At 70.0% G+C, this 24,279-nt stretch carries 22 protein-coding genes; 14 read left to right on the top strand and 8 right to left on the bottom strand.

What is annotated here, in order from left to right; genetic code table 11:
- Window positions 1-55 precede the first annotated feature (55 nt).
- On the top strand, window positions 56-853 hold the full coding sequence (locus tag AB0H76_RS22700; RefSeq protein WP_357327285.1) for an HAD-IIA family hydrolase: 798 nt from the start codon (window positions 56-58) through the stop codon (window positions 851-853).
- Here the strand turns inward: AB0H76_RS22700 and AB0H76_RS22695 are convergent.
- From AB0H76_RS22695 to AB0H76_RS22685, 3 genes are all read right to left on the bottom strand, one after another.
- Window positions 846-1,295 carry a MarR family winged helix-turn-helix transcriptional regulator gene (locus tag AB0H76_RS22695; protein WP_357327283.1) on the bottom strand — a complete coding sequence of 150 codons (450 nt, stop codon included), beginning with the start codon at window positions 1,293-1,295 and terminating at the stop codon, window positions 846-848. The two genes, AB0H76_RS22700 and AB0H76_RS22695, sit on opposite strands and share 8 nt — an antisense overlap.
- The gene (locus tag AB0H76_RS22690) at window positions 1,292-1,927 is read right to left on the bottom strand and encodes a type 1 glutamine amidotransferase family protein (RefSeq protein ID WP_357327280.1); all 636 of its coding nucleotides are present in this window, start codon (window positions 1,925-1,927) and stop codon (window positions 1,292-1,294) included. Before AB0H76_RS22690 ends, AB0H76_RS22695 begins: the two co-directional genes overlap by 4 nt.
- An 80-nt stretch (window positions 1,928-2,007) precedes the next feature.
- Window positions 2,008-2,514 carry a nitroreductase/quinone reductase family protein gene (locus AB0H76_RS22685; RefSeq protein ID WP_357327277.1) on the bottom strand — a complete coding sequence of 169 codons (507 nt, stop codon included), beginning with the start codon at window positions 2,512-2,514 and terminating at the stop codon, window positions 2,008-2,010.
- Between the two features lie 94 nt (window positions 2,515-2,608).
- Here AB0H76_RS22685 and pta point away from each other — a divergent pair, with 94 nt between their 5' ends.
- Together pta and AB0H76_RS22675 are read left to right on the top strand one after the other, a co-directional pair.
- Window positions 2,609-4,681 (top strand): phosphate acetyltransferase, encoded by a 2,073-nt coding sequence (gene pta, locus AB0H76_RS22680; protein WP_357327274.1) that lies wholly within the window; start codon window positions 2,609-2,611, stop codon window positions 4,679-4,681.
- A gap of 19 nt (window positions 4,682-4,700) precedes the next feature.
- Window positions 4,701-5,915, top strand: a complete 1,215-nt coding sequence (locus tag AB0H76_RS22675) for an acetate kinase (RefSeq protein ID WP_357327271.1) — start codon at window positions 4,701-4,703, stop codon at window positions 5,913-5,915.
- 272 nt (window positions 5,916-6,187) lie between these two features.
- On the opposite strand, the gene AB0H76_RS22670 is transcribed toward AB0H76_RS22675, so the two are convergent.
- Genes AB0H76_RS22670 through AB0H76_RS22660 form a run of 3 tightly spaced genes read right to left on the bottom strand, consistent with a single transcriptional unit; the run spans window position 6,188 to window position 10,873 of the window.
- Window positions 6,188-8,557 (bottom strand): serine/threonine-protein kinase PknG, encoded by a 2,370-nt coding sequence (locus AB0H76_RS22670; RefSeq protein ID WP_357327268.1) that lies wholly within the window; start codon window positions 8,555-8,557, stop codon window positions 6,188-6,190.
- Between the two features lie 4 nt (window positions 8,558-8,561).
- Window positions 8,562-9,530 carry a glutamate ABC transporter substrate-binding protein gene (locus tag AB0H76_RS22665; RefSeq protein WP_357327265.1) on the bottom strand — a complete coding sequence of 323 codons (969 nt, stop codon included), beginning with the start codon at window positions 9,528-9,530 and terminating at the stop codon, window positions 8,562-8,564.
- Entirely contained in the window at window positions 9,527-10,873 is a 1,347-nt protein-coding gene (locus AB0H76_RS22660) for a hypothetical protein (RefSeq protein WP_357327262.1), read from the bottom strand. Before AB0H76_RS22660 ends, AB0H76_RS22665 begins: the two co-directional genes overlap by 4 nt.
- 139 nt (window positions 10,874-11,012) lie before the next feature.
- Between AB0H76_RS22660 and AB0H76_RS22655 the strand changes: the two genes are divergently transcribed.
- The gene (locus tag AB0H76_RS22655) at window positions 11,013-11,702 is read left to right on the top strand and encodes an NUDIX hydrolase (protein ID WP_357327260.1); all 690 of its coding nucleotides are present in this window, start codon (window positions 11,013-11,015) and stop codon (window positions 11,700-11,702) included.
- A gap of 5 nt (window positions 11,703-11,707) precedes the next feature.
- On the opposite strand, the gene thiE is transcribed toward AB0H76_RS22655, so the two are convergent.
- On the bottom strand, window positions 11,708-12,406 hold the full coding sequence (gene thiE / locus AB0H76_RS22650) for a thiamine phosphate synthase (protein ID WP_357327257.1): 699 nt from the start codon (window positions 12,404-12,406) through the stop codon (window positions 11,708-11,710).
- An 88-nt stretch (window positions 12,407-12,494) separates the two neighbouring features.
- Here thiE and thiO point away from each other — a divergent pair, with 88 nt between their 5' ends.
- The 6 genes from thiO to AB0H76_RS22620 all read left to right on the top strand — a co-directional run bounded on the left by thiO (window position 12,495) and on the right by AB0H76_RS22620 (window position 17,495).
- The gene (gene thiO, locus AB0H76_RS22645) at window positions 12,495-13,610 is read left to right on the top strand and encodes a glycine oxidase ThiO (RefSeq protein ID WP_357329815.1); all 1,116 of its coding nucleotides are present in this window, start codon (window positions 12,495-12,497) and stop codon (window positions 13,608-13,610) included.
- Window positions 13,607-13,825, top strand: a complete 219-nt coding sequence (gene thiS, locus AB0H76_RS22640; RefSeq protein WP_357327254.1) for a sulfur carrier protein ThiS — start codon at window positions 13,607-13,609, stop codon at window positions 13,823-13,825. The genes thiO and thiS overlap by 4 nt, the downstream gene beginning before the upstream one ends.
- Before the next feature lies 1 nt (window position 13,826).
- Entirely contained in the window at window positions 13,827-14,579 is a 753-nt protein-coding gene (locus AB0H76_RS22635; protein ID WP_357327251.1) for a thiazole synthase, read from the top strand.
- Between the two features lie 94 nt (window positions 14,580-14,673).
- Window positions 14,674-15,606, top strand: coding sequence for an ATP-binding cassette domain-containing protein (locus AB0H76_RS22630; protein WP_357327249.1), 933 nt, complete (start codon window positions 14,674-14,676; stop codon window positions 15,604-15,606).
- Entirely contained in the window at window positions 15,606-16,379 is a 774-nt protein-coding gene (locus AB0H76_RS22625; protein WP_357327246.1) for an ABC transporter permease, read from the top strand. Before AB0H76_RS22630 ends, AB0H76_RS22625 begins: the two co-directional genes overlap by 1 nt.
- Before the next feature lie 351 nt (window positions 16,380-16,730).
- Window positions 16,731-17,495, top strand: a complete 765-nt coding sequence (locus tag AB0H76_RS22620; RefSeq protein WP_357329813.1) for an adenylate/guanylate cyclase domain-containing protein — start codon at window positions 16,731-16,733, stop codon at window positions 17,493-17,495.
- Here AB0H76_RS22620 and AB0H76_RS22615 read toward each other — a convergent pair.
- Window positions 17,492-17,650: a hypothetical protein gene (locus tag AB0H76_RS22615; RefSeq protein WP_357327243.1), complete on the bottom strand. Its 159-nt coding sequence runs from the start codon at window positions 17,648-17,650 to the stop codon at window positions 17,492-17,494. The two genes, AB0H76_RS22620 and AB0H76_RS22615, sit on opposite strands and share 4 nt — an antisense overlap.
- 176 nt (window positions 17,651-17,826) lie before the next feature.
- Here AB0H76_RS22615 and AB0H76_RS22610 point away from each other — a divergent pair, with 176 nt between their 5' ends.
- From AB0H76_RS22610 to AB0H76_RS22595, 4 genes are read left to right on the top strand one after another with little or no spacing between them, the layout of a single operon-like run.
- The gene (locus AB0H76_RS22610; protein ID WP_357327241.1) at window positions 17,827-19,539 is read left to right on the top strand and encodes an acyclic terpene utilization AtuA family protein; all 1,713 of its coding nucleotides are present in this window, start codon (window positions 17,827-17,829) and stop codon (window positions 19,537-19,539) included.
- Window positions 19,536-20,684 (top strand): acyl-CoA dehydrogenase family protein, encoded by a 1,149-nt coding sequence (locus tag AB0H76_RS22605; RefSeq protein WP_357327238.1) that lies wholly within the window; start codon window positions 19,536-19,538, stop codon window positions 20,682-20,684. Before AB0H76_RS22610 ends, AB0H76_RS22605 begins: the two co-directional genes overlap by 4 nt.
- Window positions 20,681-22,279 carry a carboxyl transferase domain-containing protein gene (locus tag AB0H76_RS22600; protein ID WP_357327235.1) on the top strand — a complete coding sequence of 533 codons (1,599 nt, stop codon included), beginning with the start codon at window positions 20,681-20,683 and terminating at the stop codon, window positions 22,277-22,279. Before AB0H76_RS22605 ends, AB0H76_RS22600 begins: the two co-directional genes overlap by 4 nt.
- An 8-nt stretch (window positions 22,280-22,287) precedes the next feature.
- Window positions 22,288-24,276, top strand: a complete 1,989-nt coding sequence (locus AB0H76_RS22595; protein ID WP_357327232.1) for a biotin carboxylase N-terminal domain-containing protein — start codon at window positions 22,288-22,290, stop codon at window positions 24,274-24,276.
- Window positions 24,277-24,279 lie beyond the last annotated feature (3 nt).

The following is a 24,279-nucleotide window of genomic DNA, read 5'->3' as shown; positions in this document are numbered from 1 at the left end:
TGTGCGAAGTGTCTCAACGGCGCGCGCGGGCGAGCGGTAGCGGATAATTGGCTCCGTGACCCAAGACAACGAGCCGATCCTCTCCTACCTCACCGATATGGACGGGGTGCTGGTGCACGAGGATCAGTTGATTCCCGGCGCCGACGAGTTCCTCGCGGAGCTGCGCGCCAACAACACGCCGTTCCTGGTGCTCACCAACAACTCCATCCGCACCCCGCGCGATCTGCAGGCCCGGCTGCGCCACACCGGCCTCGACATCCCGGAGGAGGCGATCTGGACCTCCGCCCTGGCCACCGCCACCTTCCTCAACGATCAGCGCCCGGGCGGCACCGCGTACGTGGTCGGCGAATCCGGCCTGACCACCGCCCTGCACGAGATCGGCTACGTGCTGACCGACAGCGCCCCCGACTACGTGGTGCTCGGTGAGACCCGCACCTACTCGTTCGAGGCGATCACCACCGCGATCCGCCTGGTGGAGAAGGGCGCGCGGTTCATCGCCACCAATCCGGACGCCACCGGCCCGTCCCGCGACGGCCTGCTGCCCGCCACCGGGTCGGTGGCCGCGCTGATCACGCGGGCCACCGGCAAGGAGCCGTACTACGTGGGCAAGCCGAATCCGCTGATGATGCGGTCGGCGCTGCGCCGGATCGGCGCGCACTCGCAGTCGACGGTGATGATCGGCGATCGGATGGACACCGATGTGATCGCCGGGCTGGAGGCGGGCATGCGCACCATCCTGGTGACCACCGGTATCTCCACCCGCAAGTCGGTGGAGCAGTACCCGTACCGCCCGACCGCGGTGCTGGATTCGGTGGCCGAGCTGGTCGGCCGGACCGACAAGCCGTTCAGCTAGCGTCGCCGGCGAGTTTGTCGAGCACCGCCGAGAGCCGGGTCAGCGCCTCGACGGTGCGGGCGAACTCCGCCTGACCCAATTCGCTGATCAGCCGGTCCGCGATCACCTCGTGCCGGGGGCCGATCCGTTCGACGGCGGCCCGGCCCGCCGCGGTGACCGCGACGAGCTTCGCGCGCCGATGCGCCGGGTTCGGCCGGTATTCGGCAAGCCCCTTGTCCACCAGCAGATCCGCGATGCGCTGCACACTCTGGCGAGTAATGCCCATCGCGCGCGCGATGCCCGACACCGGGAGCGGCTCCCGCAGCACCGCGCCCAGCACCTGCCACCAAGCCGCGGTCAGCCCGGCGGGTGCGGCCAATTCCTCGGCGATGGCGAGGAATTGGCCGTTCAGCCGAAATGACGTGATCGCCGCCGTGCTGAAGAGTTCCTGTTCCGGAGTCATGCCTGCGATTTTGTCTGCTCGTAGGCATCGAGTTCGGCGTAGGCCGCGGGCTCGCGGTACGCGAAGAGCCGGTACCAGGCGTCGAGGATGTGCGGTTCGTAGACGCCGAGCACGCCGAGCACCTCGCGTGCGAACTCGAACGGCGCGGTGCCCGAGGCCGTGACGACCTGCCCGTCGGTCACCGCGGGCTGCTCCACATAGTGGTCTGCGCCCGAATAGCCGCTGTAGACAAGGAATTCCGCGACATTGCTGGTGTGCTTGCGGTCGTCGAGCAGACCCGCCTTGGCCAGCCCGAAGGTGGCGCCGCAGATCGCCGCGACGGGCACCCCGGCGGCGACGAACTCGCTCGCCTTGCGGGCGAACGGCTCGAGTTCATCGCCCATCCAGGTATCGGCGCCCGGCAGGATCAGCATCGCGCTCTCGGCGGGGGAGAGCTCCGCGATCGCGAGGTCCGGCACGATCCGCATCCCGCCCTTGGTGACGATCGGATCCTTGGTCAGGCCGACCGTGCGGACCTCGAACGTGCCGGGTGCGAGCTGCCATTCCGGATTGTTGATGTGCGCGGTGGCCGCACCGATCTCCCAGTCGGCGAGGGTGTCGTAAACGGCTGCGTGAACTGTCTTCGTGGTCATGACAGTATCCTGTCATATTTGACAGGATACTGTCAATACCTGGATCGGCAGCGACCGCCGCTACGTCGAGAGCTAGGGCTTTACGTCCGCCGCAGGGCGAAGATGCGCAGGTCGCGGGTGGTGCGGTCGCGGTAGGCGGCGTAGGCGCCGGTGACCTCGACGAAGCGGGCGAAGACGCGCTCCTTGTCGGCGTCGGGGACCGGGGCGGCGGTTACCGGGAGGCGCTCGCCCGCGATGGCGACCGTGGCCGCCGGCTGGGCCAGCAGGTTCGCCGTCCACGCCGGATGCTTGGCCTGGCCGAAATTACTGCCGATCACGTAGAGGACGTCGCCGTCGTGCACGTACAGCAGCGGCTGGGTGCGCGGCTGACCGGACTTGCGCCCCGTGGTGGTCAGCAGGATGACCGGCGCGCCGATCGGGCCGAGCACGGTGTACTTGGCGTCGGTGCGCTCCAGGACGGCGCGGTCCAGCGGCGTGATCGTGCGGATGAACCACGACCCGGGTTTGGTGGCGGCGAACCGATTCGCGGCTCGGGAAAGGACATTCGTGCGCGAACCCCACTGCCGGTCCGGGAACTGCTCAGCCATAGGGGCGACTATATCTACCTGGGCGAGTTACCCCCTTCGGTGATGACTGTCTCGCCAACGGCTGCAATTGCCCCGGATTCACTAAGCTCTGATCATGGTCGAAACCGCGCCGAGCACCGTCTACATCGCCTCGCCCGAGGGCGACACTGGTAAGTCGACGGTGGCGTTGGGCGTACTGCAGATGCTGTGCGCCACCACCGCCCGCGTCGGGGTGTTCCGCCCGATCACCCGGTCGACCGCCGAGCCCGATTACATCCTGGAGCTGCTGCTCGAGCACAGCACCGCCGATATCGACTACGAGCAGGCCGTCGGCGTCACCTACGAGCAGGTGCACGCCGATCCGGACGCCGCGATCAGCGAGATCGTGATGCGGTTCCACGAGGTCGCGCGGGCCTGTGACGCCGTGGTCGTGGTCGGTACCGACTACACCGATGTCGCCAGCCCCAGCGAGCTGCGGTTCAACGCGCGCATCGCGGTGAATCTGGGCGCGCCGGTGCTGCTGGTGGTCCGCGGCTCCGAGCGCACCCCCGACGAGGTGCGCCAGCTGGCCGAGCTGTGCGCCAGCGAACTCGCCACCGAGCACGCGCAGCTGGCGGCGATCGTCGCGAACCGCTGCGATCCGGCGCGCCTGGCGGATATTGCCGCGGAGCTCAAGGGCTTCCACGTCCCGTCCTGGACGCTGCCGGAGGTGCCGCTGCTGATCGCGCCGACCATGGCCGAGCTGTGCGGCTCGATCGACGGCGAAATGTACAGCGGTGACCCGGAATTGCTGCAGCGCGAGGCGCTGTCGGTGATGGTCGGCGGCATGACGGCCGAGCACATCCTGGAGCGCCTGTCCGACGGTGTCGTGGTGATCGCGCCGGGCGACCGGTCCGAGGTGCTGCTCAGCCTGGTGAACGCGCATGAGGCGGAAGGCTTTCCGTCGCTGGCGGGCATCATCATGAACGGCGGCATGCTGCCGCATCCGGCGGTGGCGCGGCTGATGGCGGGCCTGAAGCCGCGGCTGCCGATCCTGGCCACCGAGCTGGGCACCTACGACACCGCCAACGCCGTGCACCACACCCGCGGCCGGATGTCGGCGGGCAATCCGCGCAAGGTCGACACCGCGCTCGCGCTCATGGAAGACCATGTGGACGCTCCGGAACTGTTGCAGCGCATCAAGGTCGAGCGCACCGCGGTGATCACGCCGCAGATGTTCGAATACCAGCTGATCGAGCGGGCGCGCGACAATCGCAAGCGGATCGTGCTGCCCGAGGGCACCGACGACCGCATCCTGCGCGCCGCCGGCCGGGTGTTGCAGCGCAAGATCGCCGATCTGGTCATCCTCGGCGACGAGACGAGCATCCGGGCCCGCGCCACCGAACTGGGCGTCGACATCACCGACGCGCAGGTGCTGGATCCGCGCACCTCCGGCTACCTCGACGATTTCGCCGCCGAGTACACCGAGCTGCGCAAGCACAAGGGCATGACCGTCGAGCGGGCCCGCGAGACCATGTCCGACATCTCCTACTTCGGAACCATGATGGTGTACAAGGGAATCGCCGACGGCATGGTCTCCGGCGCCGCGCACACCACGGCGCACACCATCCGCCCGTCCTTCGAGATCATCAAGACCGTGCCCGGGGTCTCCACGGTGTCGAGTGTGTTCCTGATGTGCCTGTCCGATCGGGTGCTGGCCTACGGCGACTGCGCGGTGGTGCCGGACCCGAGCTCGGAGCAGCTGGCCGATATCGCGATCTCCTCGGCCCGCACCGCGGCCCAGTTCGGCATCGATCCGCGGATCGCCATGCTGTCGTACTCCACAGGGGAGTCGGGCAGCGGCGCCGATGTGGACAAGGTGCGGGTGGCCACCCGGCTGGTGCGCGACCGCGAGCCGGAGCTGCTGGTGGAGGGCCCGATCCAGTACGACGCGGCGATCGAGCCCACCGTCGCCGACACCAAGCTGCCCGATTCCGAGGTGGCCGGGCGCGCAACGGTTTTCATCTTCCCGGATCTCAACACCGGCAACAACACCTACAAGGCGGTGCAGCGCAGCGCCGGCGCCATCGCGATCGGGCCGGTGCTGCAGGGTCTGCGCAAGCCGGTCAACGATCTGTCGCGCGGTGCGCTGGTCGCCGACATCGTGAACACCGTCGCCATCACCGCGATCCAGGCCCAGGGCCAGTGACAATCGATCAGGAGGCATGATGTCCGGCCAGACGAGCGAGCTGGTGCTGGTACTCAATTCGGGGTCGTCCTCGATCAAATACCAGCTGGTGGACCCGGATTCGGGCGCGGTGGCCGCGTCCGGCCTGGTGGAGCGGATCGGCGAGGCCAACGGCGCCATCGAGCACAAGGCCGGCGATCGGGTGGTCGAGCACGAGGGGCCGATCGCCGATCACAAGGCCGGGCTGCGACTGGTCTTCGAGATGTTCGCCGACACCGGCTACGACCTGGCCGGCGCCGGCCTGCGCGCGGTCGGGCACCGGGTGGTGCACGGCGGTGAGGTCTTCTACCGGCCGACGCTGATCACCGACGAGGTGGTCGCGGCCATCGCGAGCCTGTCCGAGCTGGCGCCGCTGCACAATCCGGCGAACGTCACCGGCATCGAGAGCACCCGGGAGCTGCTGCCCGGGGTGCCGCAGGTCGCGGTCTTCGATACCGCGTTCTTCCACGGCCTGCCCGCCGCCGCCAAGACCTACGCGATCGACGCAGAAGTGGCGGCGGCGCATGGCATCCGGCGCTACGGCTTCCACGGCACCTCGCACGAATACGTGTCCGCCCGGGTCGCCGAGGTGCTCGGCCGTGCTCCGGCCGAGGTGAACCAGATCGTGTTCCACCTGGGCAACGGTGCTTCGGCCTCGGCCGTGCGTGGCGGCCGGCCGGTCGACACGACGATGGGCCTGACCCCGCTGGAGGGCCTGGTCATGGGCACCCGGGGCGGCGATATCGATCCGGGCATCCTGCTGCATCTGATGCGCTCGGCCCAGCTCGACGTCGACGGCGTCGACCAGCTGCTCAATCGCAACTCCGGGATCAAGGGCCTGTCCGGGGTGAACGATTTCCGGGAATTGCAGCGCCTCATCGACGCGGGTGACGCGGCGGCGCAGCTCGCCTACGACGTCTACATCCACCGGCTGCGTCGCTACCTCGGCGCCTACCTGGTCGAACTCGGCCGGGTCGACGCCATCACCTTCACCGCGGGTGTGGGGGAGAACAGCCCGCAGGTGCGCGCCGACGCGCTGGCCGGTCTGGAGCGCTTCGGCATCCAGGTCGACCCGGCTCGCAATACCGCGAAAGATCTTGCGGCCCGGCGGATTTCGCCGGATGATGCCGAGGTCGCGGTGCTGGTGGTCCCGACCAACGAGGAGCTGGCCATCGCCCGCGCGGCACACGAGGTGGTCGTGGAATCGGCCGCCTAGCGCCGCATTCCCAGGAGACTCCAAGGAAACCTCACGGAATCCTCATGATTCGCACGGCAGTATGTGTGGCGGATCAGGTTTCAGCCGGCACCGCCGGACTCGGACCACGTTGACGATCGGGTCGCCGCCTCCCTCGCCGCGAACCCCGAAGCGCCGCTCCCGGCTGCCCCCGGGCGCGGCACCGCGTGGCCGAGGTCCGGCGGTGCCGATTACCAGTGACCTGATCCGCGCCCGGCCGGAGCCTTCCCCGGCCGGGCTCTGCTTTTGCGGGGTCAGAACCAGGATTTCGCGCGAATGGTGTTGGCCAGGTCGATCAGCGCGTAGCGGTGCCCGCGGCCCGGGGCGGAACGAGCCAGGGTGCGCAGGCCCGCCTCGGTTCCGTCGCGCAGCTCGCGCTCGGTGAACGGCCGGCCGAACAGGGTGGCATCGGAGAGTCGTGGCCGGTTGCCCGCCTGCAGCCAGGCCAGCGCGGAGCCGAGTACCAGGACGCGCAACTGCACCGCCCGGCGCTCGCCCGCGGGCACGGCCTGCACCCGGGCGGCGGCGATGTGCAGGGTCGCCTCGTCGAGCCGGTCGACCGGCGCCGCGGTGAGCAGCAGGAGTACCGCCGTCATCCGGGCCACGGTGTATCCGCGCGAGGTGGCGGGAACCTCGTCCAGGGCGCGCACGGCCTCCTCGACGCGCCCCGCCTCGGCCAGCTGCCGGGCCAGGCCGAACGCGGCGCTCACCACCGCGCGGTCGGTGCGCCACACCGTGGCGTACATCCGCTCGGCGTAGGACCGCCACTGCCCGGGATCCTGTGCGTCCCAGTGGTGCAGCACCAGTTCCGCGGTCGCGGCGAGGGCCAGTTTGGGGGCGATCTCGCCGGGCAGGTGCCGCAGCACGGCGTCGAAATGCCCGAAGGCCTGCTCGAAGTTCTGCTCCACCAGCTCGGTGCGCCCGAGGTACCAGTCGATGCGCCAGTCCGTGCCGGGCAGCTGGCCCAGCAGGTGCCGGGCCGCCGCGGTTTCGCCGAGATCGAGCCGGGCCCGGGCTTCGGCCAGCGCCAGCTCCGTCGGCAAGGTCTCCGGGGCGTTGCCGGGATCATTGGTGGCCCGCTCCCGCGCCTCCTGCAAGGCCTCCAGCGCCTGGCGTGGATCCGGTTGCATGGCCGCGGCGAGCATCGGCGCGGAGGGATCCGCGGGGTCGATCACCGGAATCGGCAGCGCCGCCGCGATATCGCGCGCTTGCAGCAGTTTGCTGCGGCCGATGCCGTCGGCGTAGGCGTCGGTCTGGCTGAGCAGTTCCTCGGTGCCGAAGCTGGCCCGCTGTGGACTGAACACTGTGGACAACTGGGGATGTTCCACACCGGTGTCCAGCGCCAGGATCTCCCGCAGCACCCCGGCCAGCTGCGCGTACATCGCGCGGGCCGACGGAAACCGCTGTGCCGGATCGGGTTCGGTCGCGCACAGCAGCAGGCGATGGAAGAACTCGTAGCGGGCCAGCACCGGATGCTCGGCCGGGTCCGGGATGCCGTCGGCGTAGCGGCCCTGCTCCATGCGCATGTTCAGGGTCAGCACGGCCAGGGTGCGGCCGACGGTGTAGATGTCCGAGGCCACGGTCGGGCCGGTCTTGGCGATCTCGGGCGCCTGGAAACCCCTGGTGCCGTATAGATTTCCGTAGGCCTCGATGGTCGCCACGGCACCGAGGTCGATCAGTTTGACCTGGTCCTCGGTGATCATGACGTTGTCTGGCTTGAGGTCGTTGTAGGTGAGCCCGATCGAATGCAGATACTCCAGGGCCGGAAGCACTTCCAGCACATAGGCGATCGCCTCGGCCACCGGCATCCGCTGCGGTCGCTCGTAGGAATCGAGGATGGTGCGCAGTGAGCGCCCGCCCACGTACTCCATCACGATGTAGCCGATGGCGTCGCCGTCCGGGCCCGGATGCTCGACGAAGTTGTGGATCTTGACGATGCTGGGCTGCGCTACCTCGGCGAGGAATTGGCGTTCGGCCACCGCCACGGCCTGCGCCTCGGCGTCACCCGAGTGCAGCAGGCCCTTGAGCACCACCCAGCGGTCGCTGACATTGCGGTCGATGGCCAGATAGATCCAGCCGAGGCCGCCGTGTGCGAGACAGCCCTGGATCTCGTACTGGTTGGAGACCATGTCGCCGGGGTGCAGCGAGGGCCGGAAGTCGTACGGGGCCTCGCAGGTGTGGCAGACCCCGGTGGTGGAGGCGGCCCGGCCGCCGGTGGCCCGGCCGACCGGGTCGCCGCAGCGCCAGCAGAACCGTTTCGCCTCGGCGACGACGGGATCGGACAGGACGGCCGCGAGCGGATCCGCGGGCGGCACATTCGGGATCGGTACCAGTCCGGCGCCGAGCCGCCGCACCGCGGGCCGGGACCGCGCCGTTCGCACGCTGCGCCCCGAGGTGCGATGCGCCGCACCGGAATTCGCGCCGGTGTCGATGCCGGACTGCGCGCCGGTCTGCACGCCGGAATCGGGCTGCCCGGTGTCGGCGCGCGCGGCCGCCATGGTTCCCGGCTGCTCCGGTTCCGGCGGTGGCGGCGGTGGCGCCTGCGGCACCGCGACCGTCGGCTCGAAGGTCTGCGGGGCGAAGATCGGCTGGGTGCGCTCGTGGTCGGACTGGTCGTCGATCATCGGCTCAGTCCTGATAGGTCGGGGCCGGTGGGCCGGGGGAGGCGCCGAGCCCCGGGAGCCATTGCCGGTACAGCCGCTCCCAGCTGCCGTCGCCGCGGATCCGGTCCAGGGTGCCGTTCACGAAACGCACCAGATCCTCGGCGCCCTTGGGGATTCCGATGCCGTAGGGCTCGACGCTGATGCTCTCGCCGACCACCTGGGTGTAGGGGTCCTGCGCGGCCAGCCCGGCCAGGATGGAGTCGTCGGTGCTCACCGCGTCCACCTGCCGCTGCTGCAGCACCACCAGGCAGTCGGCCCAGGTGGGCACGGACAGGATGGTGGCGGCGGGCTGTTCGCGGCGGATGCGATCCAGCGAGGTGGTGCCGCTGACCACGCACACCCGCTTGCCCGCCAGATCGGACAGACCGGTGATGCCGGAGGCCTTCATCGTCAGGACCCGCTGGTTGGCCAGCAGGTAGACGGTGGAGAAGTCGACCTTCTGGCGGCGCTCGCAGGTGATCGTCATGGTTTTGACCACCAGGTCGACGGTGTGGTTCTGCAGCGCCCGTTCCCGGTCGGCGGAGCTGAGACTGCGGAACTCGACGAGCTCGGGACTGCCGAGCAGATCCTTGGCGACCTCGCGGGCGATATCGGCGTCGAAGCCGACGATGCTGCCGGTGATCGGGTCGCGGAAGCTGAAAAGATTACTGCCGGTGTCCAATCCGACGACCAGGCGGCCGCGGGCCCGGATCGCGTCCAGGGTGGCGCCGCGGGCGCCGTCGGGGCGCAGGCTCGCGGTGGGATCGCCGCACTTCTGCCCGGGTTCGGGGGCGACCGGCGTATCCGTGTGCACGGGAACGGCTTTGGCGGGCAGAGGCGGTTCGGCATAGCTGCTGGAGCGGCTGGGCGGTGCGGGTTCGTTGTCGCTGACGCAGCCGCCGAGCAGGGTGGTGGCCGCGAGCAGGGCCGCCAGCAGGCCCGGTCGGGTTCTCATCGGTACTCCCGTAGTCGGGGCCAAATGCCCAGTCCCACATACCCGGCCGCCGCGATGCTCAATGCCAGCGCGCCGGGCCCCAGGAAGTCGAGCACCCGGGCGGACTGGGAGATGTTGCCGCGCAACGCGCTCCGGGTCTCGTTCAGGCTCAGCTCCAGGGCCCGATCCAAGGCATCGACCTGGGCGGCGACGTCGGCGGCGCCCGCGCCGGTGGCCACCACGGCGGCCCCGGTGAAGTCGCCGCGGTCCAGGGTTTCGTTCATCCGCTGATGGGCCACCCGCCAGCGGTCCAGGGCCGACCGGGCTTCGGCGAGGTGGTCGGCGGCGGGCGCGTCCTTCGGGTAGCCGGTGAGCAGTTCGTTCATCCGGGTCATGCCGTTGTTGTAGGTCCGGTCGTAGTCGCCGGTGGCGTCGCGGTTCACCAGCTTGAGCGTTTCGGCGGAGCGGGCCTGCTGGGCCAGGATGCGGGTCTCGGTGAGCCGGGAGCCGGGCCCCGCGCCCTCGTCGCGACCCTGGATCACCGCCGCGGCGGAGATCGAACCGGCGATCACCGTCCAGGCCAGCAGGATCAGCACCGAACCCGTGGCCAGCAGCAGTCCGGCGTTGAGGGTGCGCCGCCAGCGCCGCGCCAGATCCCGCTGCACCCAGCCGAGCACGCCCAGCGTCACCAGCAGCAGCGCGATGGACAGCCACGGCGGCCGCACGTGCCGGCTCTGCGCGGCGTCGACCGCGTCGGAGCGATGGCTCTGTAATTCCTGGGCCATCGGCAGCAGTGAGGTCTGCATCTGGTGCGACGCCTCGCTCAGATACGCCGCGCCGACCGGATAGCCGATGCGGTTGTTGGTGCGCGCGGTCTCGATCACGCCTGTATAGACCGGCAGCCCGGTCGCGATGCCGGTGCGCAGCCGGGTGTCGGGCGCGCCGTCAGCGGCGGGCCCCGCGCCCTGCCCCGACTGGGTCACCAGTTCCGCGGCGGCCGCGTTCACTGCCTGGTTGTAGCGGTTGCGCACCGGTTCCGGCTCCAGCCCGCCCGCGATGAACGCGGTGGCCGCGGCGGCGTCGGCGATCGAGAGCGAGGTGTAGAGGCGGTGCGCGGAATGCGCGTCGGGTTCGGTGTCGTCGAGCAGCACGTCCAGGGCGTGCTGCCGGTCGCCGACCGCGCTCGCGGTGACCCACCCGGCCGACAGGCACAGCGCGATCAGCAACAGCCCGAAGGCGATCAGGCGACCGGGGGAGGACTCGGCGAAGGACCGCACGTTCGCCGGGTCCAGCTGCTCGCGGACCTTGGCGACCGGGACACCGCGGAGCTGCCGGCGTACGGACAACTGCTCGGTCCGAGCCATGTTCACCTCCCCGGGTCCGCGCCTCCTGTGCGCCTGTCTCGCAGTTTATTGTGGGCGTACCGGTGCCATGGATGTGAAACGACCCTGGAAAACCAGTGGGAGACGCAGGTCACCGGCGGTGGCGCGAGGATGGTTGGCGATGCGTGGTGACGGTGACGGGTGGTCCAAAGACCCCAGCGGCGTTAAGCACTGGGGCCGTTTCGGCGCCGCCGGACTGCTGTTGCGCGCCCCGCTGCCCGGCGGCGGCTCGGCGGTCCTGCTGCAGCACCGCGCGCTGTGGAGTCATCAGGGCGGCACCTGGGCGCTGCCCGGCGGCGCCCGGGACAGCCACGAGACACCCGTGCACGCGGCGGTACGCGAGGCCTGGGAGGAGGCCGGCATCAATCCGGCCGACGTGCGAGTACGCAGCGAACGCGTGACCGCATCGACTGTCGGCGGCTGGACCTACACGACGGTCGTCGCCGACGCCGTGATGGCGCTGCCGACCAGCCTCAACCGGGAGAGCACCGCCCTGGCGTGGGTCCCCGAGGCCGAGGTCGACGCGCGTCCCCTGCATCCCGGTTTCGCGCTGTCCTGGCCCGCGCTGCGGGCCGCCCCGGCGCGGGTCAGCCTGGACGACCTGCCCGACCTCGACGAGGCCCGGCAGGTCGCCGCGGCTCTTCCACGCACCGTCGACCTGGCCGACCAGGGCTTCTACTGGTTGCACACCGAGCCGGACGGCCCGGGCACGCATGCCCGCATCGTCGGCACGAATTCGGCGGAGCAGCATGCGAACGGCGAAGTGGCCGACGCGGTCCTGGCACTCACGCGCGGGCAGCTGCTGAACTGATTGCGTCACACGTTGGCGAGCAGCGCGGCCTTCAGTTCGCGGGCCGCGGCCTCGGGATCCCGGGCGTCGGTGATTGCGCGGACCACGACGACGCGGTCGGCGCCCGCGTCGAGCAGTTCCGGGATGCGGGGCGCGTCGATGCCGCCGATCGCGAACCACGGGCGCGTCGGATGCGCGTCGTAGGTGGAACGGATCAGGTCGATGCTGGAGGGGGTGCGGCCCGGCTTGGTCGGTGTGGCCCAGACCGGCCCGGTGCAGAAGTAGTCGATGTGCTCGTCGATCGCGGCCAGTCCGGCCTGCGCCCGATTGTGGGTGGAGCGCCCGATCACTACGTCGGGGCCGAGAATTCTCCGTGCGTACCAGGGCGGTAGGTCGCCCTGGCCTAGGTGCAGGACGTCAGCCCCCGCGGCCAGCGCGATATCGGCGCGGTCGTTGACCGCGAACAGCGCGCCGTGCCGGCGGGCCGCGGCCTTCAGCTCGGCCAGCGCACCCAATTCGGCTTTGGCCTCGAGCGGCCCGTACTTCGCTTCGCCCGGTGAGCCTTTGTCCCGGAGCTGGATGATGTCGACCCCACCGGCCAGCGCCGCGTCGGCGAACTTGGCCAGATCCCCTTTCTCCCGGCGGGCGTCGGTGCACAGATACAGCCGCGCGCTCGCCAGCCTTTCTCTAGGGGAAAGTGATCTTTTCTGATGGGAGGGTTGCACTCCTCCGACCGTAGCCGCGCTACCGTTGGGATGCGAGATGGTGGGGGTTGAAAAAGCACAGGGAAAGGCACAGGAGGCGGTGAACGGCATGGGCACGCTGGCCGTCGTTGGTGGCGGCGCCATCGGGCAGGGGGTGGCCTGGCGGGCCGCCGAGGCGGGCTGGTCGGTCACCCTGTTCGATCCCGCTCCCGGTTCCGGCGCCTCCTGGGTGGCCGGTGGGATGCTCGCGCCGCTGTCGGAGGGCTGGCCCGGTGAGGATCGGGTGCTGGAGTTCGGTGCGGCCGCGCTGGCCCGCTGGCCCGAATTCGCCGCCCGCTTGCAGGCCGCGACCGGTGTCGACGTGCTGGTCGCCGCCGAGACGCTGACCGTCGCCCTGGACGCCGCCGACGCCGCGGATCTGCGCACCATCGCCGACTGGGTCGGCGGCCGCGCGCTGGCGACCGCGGTCGACCACGACCTGCGGGTGCTGGACCGGGCCGGAGTGCGCGCCCTGGAACCCGCCCTGGCCCGCACCGTGCGCGCGGGCTTGCTCGCCGCCGCGGAACCCGCCATCGACAACCGCCGTCTACTCGATGGACTGCGCAAGGCCGGTGCCGAGGCCGGGGTCCGGCTGCGTTCCGAAGCCGTCGCGCACCTCGACGACCTCGACTTCGATCAGATCGTGCTGGCCGCGGGCGCCGCCTCCGCGCGCCTGCTGCCGGGGCTTCCGGTCCGCCCGGTCAAGGGTGAGATCCTGCGGCTGCGCCATCGGCCGGGCGCGACGCCGGTGCCGCACCGGGTGATTCGCGCCCGGGTGCACGGCCGGGCCGTCTACCTGGTGCCGCGCGGCGACGGCCTCGTGGTCGGGGCGACCCAGTACGAGGCCGGGTTCGACACCACCGTGACCGTCGGCGGCGTGCGCGACCTGATCGCCGACGCCGAGGCGATCCTGCCCGGCATCGCCGAATACGAACTGTCCGAGGCGAGCGCCGGCTCCCGGCCGGGCACCCCGGACAACCTGCCGCTGATCGGCAGGCACACCGACCGGATCGTGGTCGCCACCGGCCACGGCCGCAACGGCATGCTCACCACGCCGCTCACCGTCGACGCGGTGCTGGGCGAGCTGGCCGGAACCCCGCTGCCGGCCGCGCGATCCGCGGACCCGCGGCGCTTCTCGACGCCGGCCGCGCCGGCTGTCCCATCATCTCCAGGAGGTATTCGATGAGCGTGACCTCGGTCCCGATCGGCGTCACCGTGAACGGGCAGGACCACGAGTTCGCCGCTTCGCTCACGGTGCGCGAGCTGCTGGCCCGGCTGGAGTTGCCGTGTCAGGGCGTGGCACTGGCGGTCGACGGCGCCGTGTTCCCGAAGTCCCGCTGGGACGAGCCGGTCGGGCGCGGCTGGAATATCGAGGTGCTCACGGCGGTTCAGGGTGGCTGAGATGGAGCCCTTACGCATTGCCGGCCGCGAGTTCGGTTCCCGCCTGATCATGGGCACCGGTGGGGCGGAGAGCCTGTCGGTGCTGGAGGAGGCGCTGCTGGCCTCCGGTACCGAGCTGACCACGGTCGCGATGCGCCGGGTGGACGCGGCGGGCGGCACCGGGGTGCTGGATCTGCTCGAGCGCCTGAAGATCATGCCGCTGCCGAACACCGCGGGCTGCCGCACCGGCGCCGAGGCGGTGCTCACCGCGCAGCTGGCCCGGGAGGCCCTGGACACCAACTGGGTGAAGCTCGAGGTGGTGTTCGACGAGCGCACCCTGCTGCCCGACCCGATCGAACTGCTCACCGCCGCCGAGCAACTGGTGGACGACGGCTTCCACGTGCTGCCCTACACCAACGACGATCCGGTGCTGGCGCGCCGCCTGGAGGACGCGGGCTGCGTCGCGGTCATGCCGCTGGGCGCCCCGATCGGCACCGGTCTCGGCATCGGCAATCCGCACAATATCGAGATGATCGTGGCCGCCGCGGGCGTCCCGGTCATCCTGGACGCGGGCATCGGCACCGCCAGCGACGCGGCCCTGGCGATGGAGCTCGGCTGCTCGGCGGTCCTGCTGGCCACCGCGGTCACCCGCGCCCAGCAGCCGGCCCTGATGGCGGCCGCCATGGCCGACGCGGTGCGCGCCGGTTACGGGGCCCGGCACGCGGGCCGCATCCCGAAGCGCTTCTGGGCTCAGGCTTCTTCCCCAGCCCGCTGAGCCCGCACCCAGGGTTTATCTCATCCTCAGGGATGAGACGAGTCGGCACCTTCTGCTGACGCGGTCGCGGGCTTTTTGCGGAAAACTTGGGCCCATGATCGAACTGAGGGGCCTGACCAAACACTATGGCCAGACCGTCGCGGTTCAGGATCTCTCGTTCACCGTCCAACCAGGACAGGTGACCGGCTTCCTCGGACCGAACGGCGCTGGTAAATCCACCACCATGCGGATGATCCTGGGCTTGGACACGCCCACCGCGGGAACGGCGCTGATCAACGGCAAGCCGTACCACGAACTGGACAAGCCGCTGACCGAGGTCGGCGCGCTGCTGGACGCGAAGTGGGTGCATCCCAATCGTTCGGCGCGTTCGCATCTGCGCTGGATGGCCGCGACCAACAACATCCCGGTGTCCCGGGTCGACGAGGTGCTCAAGCTGGTCGGCCTGGCCGAGGTCTCCGGCAAGCCCGCGGGCGGCTTCTCGCTGGGCATGTCGCAGCGGCTCGGCCTGGCCGGCGCGCTGCTCGGCGATCCGCAGGTGCTGCTGTTCGACGAGCCGGTCAACGGGCTGGACCCGGAGGGCATCCTGTGGATCCGGCGCTTCATGCAGCGGCTGGCCGGCGAGGGCCGCACCGTGCTGGTGTCGAGCCATCTGCTCTCCGAAATGGCGCAGACCGCCGAGCAACTCGTGGTGATCGGCCGGGGCCAGCTCATCTCGGATTCCAGCACCAAGGAATTCATCGAGAAGGCCTCGGAATCGACGGTGCGCGTGCGCAGCCCGCAGCTGGATCAGTTGCGCAGCCTGCTCACCTCCAACGGCATGACCGTGCGGGAGGAAGGGTCGGACGCGCTGATCGCGGTGGACGTGATCAGTGACGCCGTCGGAAAGCTGGCCGCCGCGAACGAGATCACGCTCTACGAGCTCTCGCCGCAGCGTGCCTCGCTGGAGGAGGCGTTCATGCGGATGACCGGCGGTGCGGTGCAGTACCACGGTGAAGGCTTCGACGAAGTGATGGGAGGTGCGCTCTGATGGGCGTGTTGACAGCGGAACGCATCAAACTCACCTCCACCCGCTCGCCGTGGTGGTGCACGGTGATCATCGTCGCGATCGGCCTGGGCCTGCCCCTGCTGTTCACGCTGATCACCAACGCGACCTACGGCAAGGAGGGCAACGAGGGCGCGCCCGGGATGTCCCCGTCGCTGGCGGCCAGCGGTGTCGCCGGACTTGGCGTCATGGTGCTGACCATCATGGCGGCGCTCGCGGTGACCAACGAGTACCGGTTCGGCATCATCCGCACCACCTTCCAGGCCACGCCGCATCGGGGCCGGGTGATCTTCACCAAGGCCGGCCTGCTCGGCGTGTACGGCGCGGTGCTGACCGCGGTGCTGGTGGCGCTGGCCTACGTGCTGGTGAAGGCGATCGCCAAACCGGAACTCAAGCCGCTGCTTTCGATGCCGGACGCCGATTCCTGGCGCCAGCTCTACGGCGTGCCGATCTACGCGCTGCTCTGTGTGGTGCTCGCCATCGCGGTGGGTGTGCTGGTCCGGCAGTCCGCCGCGGCGATCTCGCTGCTGGTGCTGTGGCCGCTGCTGATCGAGGGCTTGATCGGCAGTCTGCCCTGGGTCTCGGAGCACGTGGCTCCGTTTCTGCCCTTCGGCAACGGCCAGCGGTTCTTCTCCGAGCTGGGGGAGACCAACGCCAACTACCACTGGGGCCCGTGGGGCAGCCTGATCTACTTCACCGCGTTCGTCGCGGTGGTGTTCGCGGCCGCGCTGTTCATGGTGAACAAGCGCGACGCCTGACCAGATTCCACCCGGGTAGCTTCCCTCGCCACTCGGGTAGGGGTTCGCGACCTTGTCGGGAGGTCCGCGAACTCCGATCACATCGGCTGCCACTGCCCGGTGGCCGATGTGCCTATCACGACCCGGTGCGGGATTCCCCGCCCCGGGTCGTGGTGTTTTCCGGACCTGCCGACGCCTGATCTCCTGGGCTACGCTCGGGGCGTGAGGGATACACCTTCCGGCGGTCGCGAACCCGTGCCGGAGCGGGAAGCCAAGCGGAACGTGCCGCCCGAGGTCGTCATACCGCTCGAGCCGTCCAGTTCGCCGCGCCCCCCGCGCCGTGGCGTGCGCAAGGCGCAGCTGTCCACGCTGATGACCGCCGCGAATCAGCGCCCGGATTTCATCGGGGCGCTGCGCCGGGCCCGCGAGCAGCTGCCCGGTGACCCGTCTTTCGGTGACCCGCTGTCGGTTTCGGGTCCCGGTGGTGCGCGCGCGGTGGCCCGGGCCGCGGACAAGCTGGTGGGCGACACCCCCAGCGCGGCTCGCGAGATCGGCTTCGGCGCCCTGCAGGTCTGGCAGGCGATGCTGGAGCGGGTCGGGCGCGGCAAGGGCAACGCCGAGGTGACCGTCATGTTCACCGACCTGGTCGCGTTCTCGCGCTGGTCGCTTTCGGCCGGCGACGAGGCCACCCTGGAGCTGCTGCGCGGCGTGGCCAAGGCCATCGAGCCGCCGATCGCGGATCGCGGCGGTCAGGTGGTCAAGCGCATGGGTGACGGCGTGATGGCCGTGTTCACCTCCGCCGACCGCGCCCTGCGGGCGTCGGTGCAGGCCAAGCGAAATCTGGAGAACGTCAGCATTCACGGCTACCGCCCGCAGATGCGGATCGGTCTGCACACCGGTTCGCCGCGCGAGATCGGCGGCGACTGGCTCGGTGTCGATGTGACGATCGCGGCCCGGGTGATGGAGGCCGGCGGCAACGGCAACACCATGCTCTCGGAGGCGACCCTGAAGTCGCTGCACCCGGAGACGCTGGCCGAGCTGGGTTTCGCGGTGAAGCCCTACCGGCGCAGTTTCTTCGCGGCGCCGCTCAGCGGCGTGCCCGAGGACCTGCGCATCTATCGGTTGTCGGGCAGCTAGCCCAGGCCCCAGGCGATCGCGCCGCCCGCCGCCAGCACGGCCAGCACGCCCAGCGAGATGGCCAGGGGACGGGTGGTCTTCCAGAGCGAGTAGGCCCCGCCGGCGAGGAACCCGGACAGGGCGAGCAGCAGGATCACGGTGACGTCGGTGGACATTGCTCCGATTCTGCCCGGTTCGCCGGAATGGGCCGCGCGAGGGGTCGGATAACCATGCTCCGACCTGCGTAGATCGTTAACAAGCACGCGTGCTTGCTTTTTTCTTGATCGGATGTGATGCTGGTTTGCGACAGCGAACCGGGCGGGGTTCGCCGAGCGAGGAGGCTCCTGCGGAGATGGGAATGCTGGCCGCGAGTCCGGAGGTCATCCGGATCGGCAACTGTTCCGGGTTCTACGGTGATCGGCTCGGCGCCATGCGCGAGATGCTCGAGGGCGGGCAGCTCGATGTGCTCACCGGCGACTATCTCGCCGAGCTGACCATGCTGATCCTGGGCCGGGACCGGATGAAGGATCCGGACCTCGGCTACGCCAAGACCTTCGTGCGCCAGGTGCAGGAGTGTCTGGGGCTGGCGCTGGAGCGCAACGTGCAGATCGTCACCAACGCCGGCGGGCTCAACCCCGCCGGGCTGGCCGCGAAACTGCGCAAGGTCGCCGCCGATCTCGGCTTGGACGCGAAGATCGCGCACGTCGAGGGCGATGATCTGCTCGGCCGGGCCGGCGAGCTCGGCCTGGGTCAGCCGCTGACCGCCAACGCCTACCTCGGTGCCTGGGGCATCGTGGAGTGCCTGAACGCGGGCGCGGACATCGTGGTCACCGGCCGGGTCACCGACGCCTCGGTGGTCGTCGGCCCCGCGGCGGCCCACTTCGGCTGGGCCCGTACCGATTACGACCGGCTGGCCGGCGCCGTGGCGGCGGGGCACGTCATCGAATGCAGCACCCAGGCCACCGGCGGCAACTTCGCGTTCTTCACCGAACTCGCCGATCTCGGCCGGCCCGGCTTCCCGATCGCCGAGATCCGGGCCGACGGCAGCAGCGTCATCACCAAGCACGACGGCACCGGCGGCGCGGTCACCGTGGACACGGTGCAGGCCCAGCTCATGTACGAGATCCAGGGCACGCGCTACGCGGGCCCCGACGTCACGACCCGGCTCGACAGCATCGTGCTGCGCCAGGAGGCGCCGGACCGGGTGCTGATCAGCGGGGTGACCGGTGAGGCGCCGCCGCCGCGGTTGAAGGTGTCGCTGAACACCCTCGGCGGGTTCCGCAACGAGATGGAATTCATTCTGACCGGCCTCGACATCGAGGCGAAAGCCGCGCTGGCGCAACGACAGCTGGAGTCCTGGCTGCCGGAGCGGCCCGCCGAGCTGGACTGGACCCTGGCCCGCCTGGACCGGCCGGATGCCGAGACCGAGGAGCGGGCCAGCGCGCTGCTGCGCTGCGTGGTGCGGGATCCGGATCCGAACAAGGTCGGGCGCGCGTTCTCCAGCGTCGCGGTCGAGCTGGCGCTGGCCAGCTACCCGGGTTGCAGCTTTACGACGCTGCCGGGCAATGGATCGCCCTACGGCGTGTACACGCCCGGTTTCGTCGACGCCGCCGAGGTGCCGCACGTCGCGGTGCTGCCGGACGGCACCCGGACCGAGGTCGACCCGGCCTCGGAAACCCTTGCGCTGGCGCAGGTTCCGGAGCCGGGACTGCCGGAAGCGTGGCCCGCCGGTGCAACTCGCACCGCACCGCTCGGCACGATCGCGCTGGCGCGCAGCGGTGACAAGGGCGGCGACGCGAACATCGGCGTCTGGGTGCGCACCGCGGAGCAGTGGCGCTGGCTGGTGCACACGCTGACCGCCGACCGGTTGCGGGAACTACTGCCGGAAACCGCGTCGTTCGAGGTCAGCCGCCATGTGCTGCCGAACCTGCGCGCCGTGAACTTCATCATTTCCGGTCTGCTCGGCAAGGGCGTGGCCTATCAGGCCCGTTTCGACCCGCAGGCCAAGGGGCTCGGCGAATGGCTGCGCTCCCGTCACGTCGAGATCCCCGTGGAGTTGCTGTGAGTCCGTGGAATTCACCCGAGCGGCGCGAATTGCGCGCCACCGTACGCGGTTTCGTCGAGCGCGAGATCCTGCCCAATATGGACGCCTGGGAGCGCGACGGCGAGCTGCCGCGCGAGCTGCACAAGAAGGCGGGCGCGCTCGGCCTGCTCGGCATCCAATTCCCCGAGGCCGTCGGCGGTTCCGGCGGTGACGGCATCGACGCGATGATCGTCTGCGAGGAGCTGCATCAGGCCGGCGCCTCCGGTGGCCTGTTCGCCTCGCTGTTCACCTGCGGTATCGCGGTGCCGCACATCATCGCCTCGGGCAACGAGGATCTGATCGAGCGTTTCGCCCGGCCGACGCTGGCGGGGGAGAAGATCGGGTCGCTGGCGATCACCGAGCCGGGCGGCGGCTCCGATGTCGGCCACCTGACCACGACCGCCCGCCGCGACGGCGATCACTACATCGTCAACGGCGCGAAGACCTTCATCACCTCCGGCGTGCGCGCCGACTTCGTGGTCACCGCGGTCCGCACGGGCGGCCCCGGCGCGAGCGGCATTTCGCTGCTGGTGGTGGAGAAGGGCACGCCGGGCTTCACGGTCAGCCGCAAGCTGGAGAAGATGGGCTGGCTGGCCTCCGACACCGCCGAACTGTCCTATGTGGATGTCCGGGTGCCGGTGGAAAACCTGGTGGGGCCGGAGAACTCGGGCTTCTTCCAGATCGCGGGCGCGTTCGTCAGCGAGCGCGTCGGCCTGGCCGTGCAGGCCTACGCGCAGGCGCAGCGCTGCCTGGATCTCACCCTGGAGTGGGTGCGCAACCGGGAAACCTTCGGCCGCCCGCTGATCAGCCGCCAAGCCGTGCAGAACACCGTCACCGAGATGCACCGCCGCACCGATGTGGCCCGGGTCTACACCCGGAATGTGGTGGAGCGCGCGGCCGCCGGCGATCCCGATCTGATCGCGGAGGTGTGTTTCGCCAAGAACACCGCCGTGGAAGCGGGCGAGTGGGTGGCCAATCAGGCCGTGCAGCTCTTCGGCGGCCTGGGCTACATGCGCGAATCCGAGGTGGAGCGGCAGTACCGCGACATCCGGATCATCGGCATCGGCGGCGGCACCACCGAAATTCTGACCGGATTGGCGGCGAAACGATTGGGGTACCAGTCTTGACCACATTGCGCAGCACCCTCGACAGCGGTTCGCCGGAGTACGCCGCGGCCGCGGCGGCCATGAGCGGCAAGCTCACCGAGATCGAAGCCGAGTTCGCCAAGGCGATCGACGGCGGCGGCCCGGACAAGCTGGCCCGGCATCGCAAGCGCGGCAAGTTGACCGCGCGCGAGCGCATCGAACTGCTCATCGACGAGGACTCGCCGTTCCTGGAGCTGTGCCCACTTGCCGCGTGGGGCAGCGACTTCCACGTCGGCGCGAGCGTCATCGCCGGGATCGGCGTGGTCGAGGGCGTCGAATGCATCATCGTGGCACCGGATCCCACGGTCCGCGGTGGTACCTCCAACCCGTGGACGCTGCGCAAGAACCTGCGCATCAACGACATCGCGATGGAGAACCGGCTGCCGGTGATCGGCCTGGTCGAGTCCGGCGGCGCCGATCTGCCCACGCAGAAGGAAGTCTTCGTGCCCGGCGGGCGCATGTTCCGGGATCTGACCCGGCTCTCCGCCGCCGGAATCCCCACCATCGCCCTGGTTTTCGGTAACTCCACCGCGGGCGGCGCCTACATCCCCGGCATGTCCGACTACACGGTGATGATCAAGGAGCGCTCCAAGGTGTTCCTCGGCGGACCGCCGCTGGTGAAGATGGCCACCGGTGAGGAATCCGACGACGAATCCCTGGGCGGCGCCGACATGCACGCCCGGGTCTCGGGCCTGGCCGACTACTTGGCCGCCGACGAGCAGGACGCGATCCGTATCGGCCGCTCCATCATCAAGCGGCTGAACTGGGAGAAGAAGGGCCCGCGGGCGCGTGCGGAGGTCATCGAGCCGCTGTTCGACACCGAGGAACTACTCGGCATCGTGCCCTCGGATCTGAAGATCCCGTTCGATCCGCGCGAGGTCATCGCCCGCGTGGTCGACGGCTCCGATTTCGACGAGTTCAAGCCGCTCTACGGCGGCAGCCTGGTCACCGGCTGGGCCGAGCTGCACGGCTACCCGGTCGGCATCCTCGCCAACGCGCGCGGCGTGCTGTTCTCCGAGGAGTCGCAGAAGGCGACCCAGTTCATCCAGCTGGCGAACCAGAAGAACACGCCACTGCTGTTCCTGCACAACACCACCGGCTACATGGTCGGCAAGGAGTTCGAGCAGAAGGGCATCATCAAGCACGGCGCGATGATGATCAACGCGGTCTCCAATTCGAAGGTGCCGCATATCTCGCTGCTGATGGGCGCCTCCTACGGTGCCGGGCACTACGGCATGTGCGGGCGCGCCTACGATCCGCGCTTCGTGTTCGCCTGGCCGAGTGCGAAATCCGCCGTCATGGGCGGTGCGCAGCTGGCCGGTGTCATCTCCATCGTGGGGCGGGCCTCGGCCGAGGCCAAGGGCATGCCGTTCAACGAGGAGGCCGACGCCGGGATGCGCGCCATGGTGGAGGCGCAGATCGAGGCCGAGTCGCTGCCGATGTTCATGTCCGGCCGGCTCTACGACGACGGCGTGATCGATCCGCGCGATACCCGCACGGTGTTGGGAATGGCGTTGTCCGCCATCCACAATGCCCCGATCAAGGGCGCCGAGGGCTTCGGCGTCTTCCGGATGTGAGGCCGCCCGTGGTTACGAATGTTCTGGTCGCAAACCGTGGCGAGATCGCCCGCCGCGTCTTCGCCACCTGCCGGCGCATGGGCCTGGGCACGGTCGCCGTGTACTCCGATGCCGACGCCGCCGCTCCGCATGTGGCCGAGGCCGATGCGGCGGTGCGCCTGCCGGGCAATACGCCCGCCGAGACCTACCTGCGCAGCGAGCTGATCATCGAGGCCGCCCTGGCCGCCGGTGCCGACGCCGTGCACCCCGGCTACGGATTCCTCTCCGAGAACGCCGATTTCGCCCAGGCCGTGCTGGCCGCGGGCCTGGTCTGGATCGGTCCGCCGGTCGAGGCGATCGAGCAGATGGGCTCCAAGGTCGCGTCCAAGAAGCTGATGGACGCCGCCGGGGTCCCGGTGCTGGCCGAGCTGGACCCGGCCGAGGTCACCGACGCGCACCTGCCGGTGCTGATCAAGGCCTCCGCCGGTGGCGGCGGTCGCGGCATGCGGGTGGTGCGCGAGCTGGCCGACCTGCAACCGCAGATCGAGGCGGCGCGGCGCGAGGCCGAGTCGGCCTTCGGCGATCCGACCGTGTTCTGCGAGCGCTACCTGGAGACCGGCCGCCACATCGAAGTGCAGGTGATGGCCGACGAGCACGGCGTCATCTGGGCGGTCGGCGAGCGCGAGTGCTCGATTCAGCGGCGGCATCAGAAGGTCGTCGAAGAGGCGCCTTCGCCACTGGTGCAACGGATTCCGGGCATGCGCAAGCGCCTGTTCGAGGCTTCGCGGCTGGCCGCGGGCGCGATCGGTTACACCGGCGCGGGCACCGTGGAATTCCTGGCCGACGAGGCCGGCGAGTTCTTCTTCCTGGAGATGAACACCCGTCTGCAGGTGGAGCATCCGGTCACCGAGCAGACCACCGGCCTGGATCTGGTCCGGCTGCAACTGGATGTCGCCGCGGGCGGCCACCTCGCGGCCGAACCGCCGCTCATGCACGGGCATTCGATCGAGGTCCGGCTCTACGCCGAGGATCCGGCGCAGGACTGGCAGCCGCAGAGCGGTCCGGTGCACCGCATCGACATCCCTTCGGTGGCCGCGGAATTCGACCTGCTGGTCCGTCCGGGCGTACGGCTGGACACCGGCGTGGTCGACGGTTCGGTCGTCGGCGTGCACTACGACCCGATGCTGGCCAAGGTCATCTCCTACGGCGAAAACCGCGGTGAGGCAGCGCGTTTGCTCGCCGCCGCGCTACAGCGGGCCGAGATCCACGGCCTGGTGACCAACCGTGATCTGCTGGTGCGGGTGCTGCGGCACCCGGCGTTCCTGGCCGGTGACACCGACACGGCGTTCTTCGCGACGCACGGCTTGGACACCCTCGCCGCGCCGTTGGCGTCCGAGGCGGACGAGGCGCTGTCCATCGTGGCCGCGGCCCTCGCCGACGCGGCCGCGAATCGCAAGGCCGCCAAGGTCGCCGGTGGCCTGCCCAGCGGGTGGCGCAATCTGCCCGCGCAGTCGCAGCGCAAGTCCTACGAGAGCCGGATCAGCGGAATCCACGAGGTCGCCTACCGATTCGGGCGCAACAGCGTCACCGTCGAGGGCCACGACGGGCTCGGCGTCCTCGAGGTCACCCCGGACCGGGTGGTGCTGGCGATCCCGGGCGAACGCGGCCCGGTGCGCCGGCAGTTCTCCGTCGCCCGCTACGGCGATCTGATCTGCGTCGACTCGCCGCTGGGCCCGGTCGCCGTGCGCAGACTGCCGCGCTTCAGCGACCCGGCCGACCAGGTGGCCACCGGCTCGCTGCTGGCGCCCATGCCGGGCAGCGTGATCCGGCTCGGCGCCGAGGTCGGCAGCCAGGTCGTGCAAGGTCAGCCGATCCTGTGGCTGGAGGCGATGAAGATGGAGCACACCATCGCCGCCCCCGCCGCCGGTGTGCTGAGCGCCCTCAACGTCAGCGTCGGCCAGCAGGTCGACGTCGGAACCGTTCTCGCGGTGGTCGAGCCCGCGGAAGAGCAGGAGTAGGTC

Source organism: Nocardia sp. NPDC050712 (assembly GCF_040654295.1).
Classification (GTDB): domain Bacteria; phylum Actinomycetota; class Actinomycetes; order Mycobacteriales; family Mycobacteriaceae; genus Nocardia.
The sequence above is the reverse complement of the archived record's forward strand: the minus strand, read 5'-3'. Positions and strand labels throughout refer to the sequence as shown.